Here is a 4,560-nt window from a genome sequence, read left to right as displayed (position 1 = left end):
CAAGGGGTTCTTTTTTGAAATTAAATGTAAAGCTAAATGTAAAATAGGTATTTAGGCTGTTTCTATTTTTAATAATTTTTATTTAGGACAGTATTGATTATAATTTTAAAATTCATATTAATAAATCAATTTAATTAAATAAAGAAAATAATAATACAACTAAAATCTAAGTTTCGACAATTTTGTAGAATTACTTTTTTATCCATCACTCTTTTGGTCTTATTATTGAAACACTATTTATCATATTTCTAAAGCTTGGATAATTAAATATTCTTTTCATCATCAACAGTGGTTATTCAGCTAAAGACAAAAAAAGATCAAATAAAATTCACTAAAATAAAAGATATGTTAAAAAAATTAATCGCAGGATTAGGTGGAGCTATTGCCCTCAATTTACTGCACGAAACGGTCAGAAAAAACTTTAATGATGTTCCGCACATTAATGAACTTGGAGAAGAAGCCCTCCAAAAAGTTGCTGAGGCAAATGATATTCAACTATCGGATCCCGACACCATCTACGCCGCGACTTTGGCAGGAGATATTGTAAGCAACGCAATGTATTATGCCGGTACTGCGACCAACCACGAATTTATAAGCGGTGTTGCAGCGGGTGTTGGAGCTATTTTACTTCCTGAAAAGTTAGGATTAGACAGCACTCCGGTAGCAGAAAATACCAAGAAAAAAATTATGACTATTGGATATTATACTTTCGGAGCGATTGTTACAAAACTGATTTACGATAAAATAAAATAATAAAAACTAAAATTTCACCAGTCCGTCTGTAAGACATTTCCATTGAATTTTAGAAAAACCAATCATCCCACCAATAGCGATGATGAGGTTTCTAACAGAATCTATAATACCCGATTTAAAATTCGGGTATTCATTTCTACCATGAATAGACGCTTTCAAAATATTTTTCTTTTTAGAAACAATAAAAGTGGATGTTGCACAATGAGAATAAAAATGGGCAATTTTCCCTCTTTTTTTACCGCCAGGATCGGGTGATGGCCTGCATTGCATCATTACAGCATTTTCTTCTTTATCCATCATGGTAATCTTTACCCAATCGAAACTTCTCCCCTCTTTTCCTCCCGGACCTGGAACATCTATTCTGATATAATCACCAATCTCCGGAAAACGCTCTATTTTATTTCCAAAAGAATCGAAAAGTTGAAAATCTGTAGTACTTTCAGGGCAATATTTTCGCCAATTATTAATACTTAAAAGCCTTTGTTTTAAAATATTAAACTGAAAATCTACATATTCCAAACGATGAATTTCTTTAAGACTTTCCGTATCGTGAAAACTTCCTTTAAAATGTTTAGGAACTCCCGCAATATTTTTAGGCTTCATAATTTTCAGTTTTTTTATTAGCAAATACAATCTGAAATGATTCAATATTTAATAGAAAACCTAATTTCATTCATATTTTGTTAGAATTATTTATCGAGACAAAAACAGCCATACCGCAATAAGTACGGCTAAAGAAATTGGTAATTTTAATCTTCTTGTTCAGCTTCAAAATTAATGTGTGTTTCTGCAATTTCAGTAAGATTATAATCTGTATCTTCTTCTTCCTGAAGAGTTTTATCTAAAAGATCTGCAGCTTTATCGTGCCCTATCGTAATAGCCAACTGAACCAAACCGCCATAAGTGGCAATTTCGTAATGTTCTACTTTCTGCGCTGCAATAATAAGAGCAACATCTCTTGTCATACTGCCGGTTTCAGTAGATTTTATAACCTCCTCCCCTTCTTTAATGATTCCTTCAATTGCATCACACTTTTTCTTTTCCGGTTTTTCATCAATCAACCTGAACACTTTTTCTAACCTGCTTAGGTGTTTTTTTGTTTGTAATTGATGGTCTTCAAATGCGTCCTTAAGTTCTTCAGTAGTTGCTGCTTCCTGCATTTTCTCCAAAGCGGAAACAATAGCATCTTCTGCATAATAAATATCTTTAAGAGCATCCACGAAGAATTTATGAAGCGGAGCATTTTTCATCTCTTCTTTCTGAACTGTTGCATTATCTACTTTCATTGTAGAATTTTCTGAGGTTTTCTGGGTAGAATCTGATGCTGAAGAATTTTGATCTGATGTATTACTTGTTTTTGTAGCCATTGTATATAATATTTAAGATGATTGGTTAAAAAGCTGTCTCTTTCTCCACAAAAGAGACAACCTGAATATAGAATTATGAATTTCTTCTTCCTCCAAAACCAGATCTTGAATTGGAGCCGGAATTACTTCCTCCTCCATGAGAAGCCTGTCCTCCCATACGTGCAATTCGGGTGCGTTCAGATTTACTCATTGATGCAAATCCCTGTTTTCCCGAACCAGAGTTGGAACTTCTTCCTGAACTGTTAGAATTTCCAGATCTTCCCGATCTTCCCGAATTAGATGAGTTTCCACTGTTAGAACTACCTCTTCCTGAGCTGGAGCTGCTTCCACGAGTATTACTTCCAGAATTACTGCTGCGTGATCTGCCTGAACCTGAGTTTGAACCCCTTCTACAACTATTAGATCTCCCTGAATTCCCGCTGTTTGATCTTCCGCTTCCAGATCTCGAACTTCCGCTACAGAAACCGCTTCCAGAGGTAAATCTTCCCTGACTATCTCTGTTAGAATTTCTATTCCCTGAAGAATTAGACCTTCCGCCTTGTCTATCATAATCTTCATAATCTTCATCATCATAACTGTTTTCATAATCATCCTCGTAATCTGAGAAATCATCATCATAATCTTCGTCTTGCGATGCATCGGTAAAACCATGATCATACCCTAATTGATACACTTCTTCAAGCGTGGATCTGTCATTCTGCGAAGATCTGTTTCCTGAATTTCTTCTGTTTGAATTTCTGTTGTTCATAACTGATTTTTTAAATTAATATTAAGTGATTACAAAAAATCCTAGACTAGTATTCGGATTTCCTGTATTGTGCGTAATGAGTAGCCTTGAATTTTATGCAATTCATGGATTAAATAAATAGAGAATTACTTCGATGTAATTATCAAAGTATTTGATGAGTATAAATAAAAATTATCCCGGAGGATTTTCTAAAGGAATTTGAGATTGCTCTAAGACATCTGCAATTTTCTGCAGCAAAAATGCAGAAAGTAAATATGCTGCTGCATTACTGGTATTCATAATATATCTGGTTTGGTATACCAAAGCTACATTAATATATTCGGACGCATCTATGACTGAAATCATAATGGCATTTGTTTATCAAAAAATCAATAATAATTATTTTTTACTAAAAAGATTAATATAGCCCAAAGTGGCTAATAAAGAGTAGTTTACAAGAACCGAAAGTGCTATCGGTAACGATTTAGTAATGGTGCTTACTGCACTCGCTTTCATCTGATTACCTTGTAAATCATTACTGCAAATTTAATAAAAAAAGGGTTAAGTCATAGCATACTTAACCCTTTTTCCGTTTTGAAATATTCTTAAAAAATCGCAATTGAAAATTAATCTTTCCCAATATGGGGACACTATGTGATAATGGTTTACATATTATTTCCAAGTTTTGGCAAATCAACGAAGATGTAGTTCCGAAATAAATAGTCCCAATATCTAAACGTCTAAGCTATGGAAATCGTATTGAACAAAATATTATCGGAAATTCAGCATCAGGAAGATAAGCTATCTTCTCAAATGATGCAAACTGCGGATGAGGCTTACCAAATGACCTTATTCCTAAAGGAAATGCTGTTTACTATAAAGATGAAAGTCTTGCAGACCGGATTTAAGGACGAACGGCAGGAAATCAATTTTTTCAAGAATATCAAACCGCAGATTTTAGGAAAACTTATTTATTACAATAAGGTATTCCGCATTGAAACTACCTGCCCCGTAAGTGCAGGGAGAATACACCAAAGTTATTTTGAAAACCAACTGAAAATTCTGAAATCCGAATACAAGGAAAGTATATCCAATGAGGATTTTTACAGGTACTATCGTGCAGGCAGAACTGACCGTGACCACAGTTATTTCAGGCTCGGAAAAATCAATTACCACGATGGTCTAAAAAGTAGTGTATTTGAAATTGACCTTAGCTTTTCTACTTATTACGATAACAAAGTTGCCCATATTATAGCCAATGAATTACTTTATACTTTCTTGCTTACCAAAATAAACCCTGAAAAAAATCCCGATACCATTTCAATAAACGGTGATGGAAACAAAGACATTTCGTGGACGAACTCGCAAAATGCACTGATAGAATTGATTTACGCCCTGTATGTTTCCAAATCTATTGCATACGGGAAAATAGGCATCAGGAAATTAGCATTGATTTTCCAAATCCTCTTCCGAACGCCCTTGAACGATATACATCATTCTTTCCACCGAATGAAAACAAGGGCAGGCTCCCGAACGGTGTTTTTAGACCAGCTCAAAATTTCCCTCGAAGAGTATATGGATAAAGACCTTTAGCAACATCAGCACGGGTGTTTGAAAGAGGCTGTCTCAAAAGGGCAGCCTCTTTTTTGTGCTGAGTTGAAAAAAAACATTTTTAGGGTTTTGTTTTTATAAAAACTTTGAAAAACAAAGCTA

At 34.3% G+C, this 4,560-nt stretch carries 6 protein-coding genes; 2 read left to right on the top strand and 4 right to left on the bottom strand.

The features are described from left to right. Nucleotides 1-345 precede the first annotated feature (345 nt). On the top strand, nt 346-753 hold the full coding sequence (locus IV513_RS14925) for a hypothetical protein (RefSeq protein WP_209391353.1): 408 nt from the start codon (nt 346-348) through the stop codon (nt 751-753). Between the two features lie 6 nt (nt 754-759). Here the strand turns inward: IV513_RS14925 and IV513_RS14920 are convergent, their stop codons facing one another. From IV513_RS14920 to IV513_RS14905, 4 genes are all read right to left on the bottom strand, one after another. Beyond that, nucleotides 760-1,356 (bottom strand): hypothetical protein, encoded by a 597-nt coding sequence (locus IV513_RS14920; RefSeq protein ID WP_209391352.1) that lies wholly within the window; start codon nt 1,354-1,356, stop codon nt 760-762. Between the two features lie 146 nt (nt 1,357-1,502). Then, complete coding sequence (locus tag IV513_RS14915; RefSeq protein WP_245168965.1) at nt 1,503-2,120, bottom strand: ferritin-like domain-containing protein; 618 nt, start codon at nt 2,118-2,120, stop codon at nt 1,503-1,505. Nucleotides 2,121-2,193: 73 nt separating this feature from the next. After that, nucleotides 2,194-2,868, bottom strand: coding sequence for a KGG domain-containing protein (locus IV513_RS14910; protein ID WP_209391351.1), 675 nt, complete (start codon nt 2,866-2,868; stop codon nt 2,194-2,196). A 171-nt stretch (nt 2,869-3,039) separates the two neighbouring features. Further along, the gene (locus IV513_RS14905; protein WP_209391350.1) at nt 3,040-3,213 is read right to left on the bottom strand and encodes a hypothetical protein; all 174 of its coding nucleotides are present in this window, start codon (nt 3,211-3,213) and stop codon (nt 3,040-3,042) included. 381 nt (nt 3,214-3,594) lie between these two features. Between IV513_RS14905 and IV513_RS14900 the strand changes: the two genes are divergently transcribed. Next, nucleotides 3,595-4,440 carry an RteC domain-containing protein gene (locus IV513_RS14900; protein WP_209391349.1) on the top strand — a complete coding sequence of 282 codons (846 nt, stop codon included), beginning with the start codon at nt 3,595-3,597 and terminating at the stop codon, nt 4,438-4,440. Nucleotides 4,441-4,560: the final 120 nt, after the last annotated feature.

Origin of the sequence: Chryseobacterium sp. RR2-3-20, assembly GCF_017808115.1 — a bacterium.
In the GTDB taxonomy this organism is placed as follows: Bacteria; Bacteroidota; Bacteroidia; order Flavobacteriales; family Weeksellaceae; genus Chryseobacterium; species Chryseobacterium oryzae.
This window is presented reverse-complemented; position numbering and strand designations above follow the sequence as displayed.

What these genes read in the sequence shown, in the direction of transcription:
- IV513_RS14925 (WP_209391353.1), top strand. Translation starts at nt 346, where the DNA reads ATGTTAAAAAAATTAATCGCAGGATTAGGTGGAGCTATTGCCCTCAAT.
- IV513_RS14920 (WP_209391352.1), bottom strand. Translation starts at nt 1,356, where the DNA reads ATGAAGCCTAAAAATATTGCGGGAGTTCCTAAACATTTTAAAGGAAGT.
- IV513_RS14915 (WP_245168965.1), bottom strand. Translation starts at nt 2,120, where the DNA reads ATGGCTACAAAAACAAGTAATACATCAGATCAAAATTCTTCAGCATCA.
- IV513_RS14910 (WP_209391351.1), bottom strand. Translation starts at nt 2,868, where the DNA reads ATGAACAACAGAAATTCAAACAGAAGAAATTCAGGAAACAGATCTTCG.
- IV513_RS14905 (WP_209391350.1), bottom strand. Translation starts at nt 3,213, where the DNA reads ATGATTTCAGTCATAGATGCGTCCGAATATATTAATGTAGCTTTGGTA.
- IV513_RS14900 (WP_209391349.1), top strand. Translation starts at nt 3,595, where the DNA reads ATGGAAATCGTATTGAACAAAATATTATCGGAAATTCAGCATCAGGAA.